The organism is Christiangramia aestuarii (assembly GCF_009735585.1).
Taxonomy (GTDB): domain Bacteria; phylum Bacteroidota; class Bacteroidia; order Flavobacteriales; family Flavobacteriaceae; genus Christiangramia; species Christiangramia aestuarii.
In genome coordinates this window covers 1-359 of the sequence record NZ_VJVW01000176.1, presented here as the reverse complement: position 1 = coordinate 359, position 359 = coordinate 1, and the positions used below count along the sequence as shown (strand labels likewise).

Sequence of the window (359 nt, the reverse complement as noted above, 5' to 3'; positions counted from 1 at the left end):
CTCGGCCTCGACCGCCGCGCCGCCGGTTTCGTCGGTTTCCTCGAGAAGCGCCTGGTCTGGTTCGTGCTGCTGTTCTCCGGCGCGCTGGCAGGCCTGGCCGGCGTCTGCGAGGTCGCCGGGCCGATCGGCCAACTGGTGCCGCAGGTCTCGCCGGGCTACGGCTATGCGGCGATCACCGTGGCCTTCCTTGGCCGTCTCAATCCGTTCGGCATCCTCTGCGCCAGCCTGCTGATGGCGTTGCTCTACCTCGGCGGCGAGGCCGCGCAGATGAGCCTCAACCTGCCATTGGCGCTGTCCGGGCTGTTCCAGGGGATGATGCTGTTCTTCCTCCTCGCCTGCGACGTGCTGATCCTCTACCG

Annotated in this window: 1 protein-coding gene; it reads left to right on the top strand. The window is 68.2% G+C overall.

The features are described 5' to 3' along the window. Nucleotides 1–359 (top strand): ABC transporter permease subunit (locus tag FLP08_RS17425; protein WP_162431157.1); only part of this gene is annotated, 359 nt, incomplete at both ends.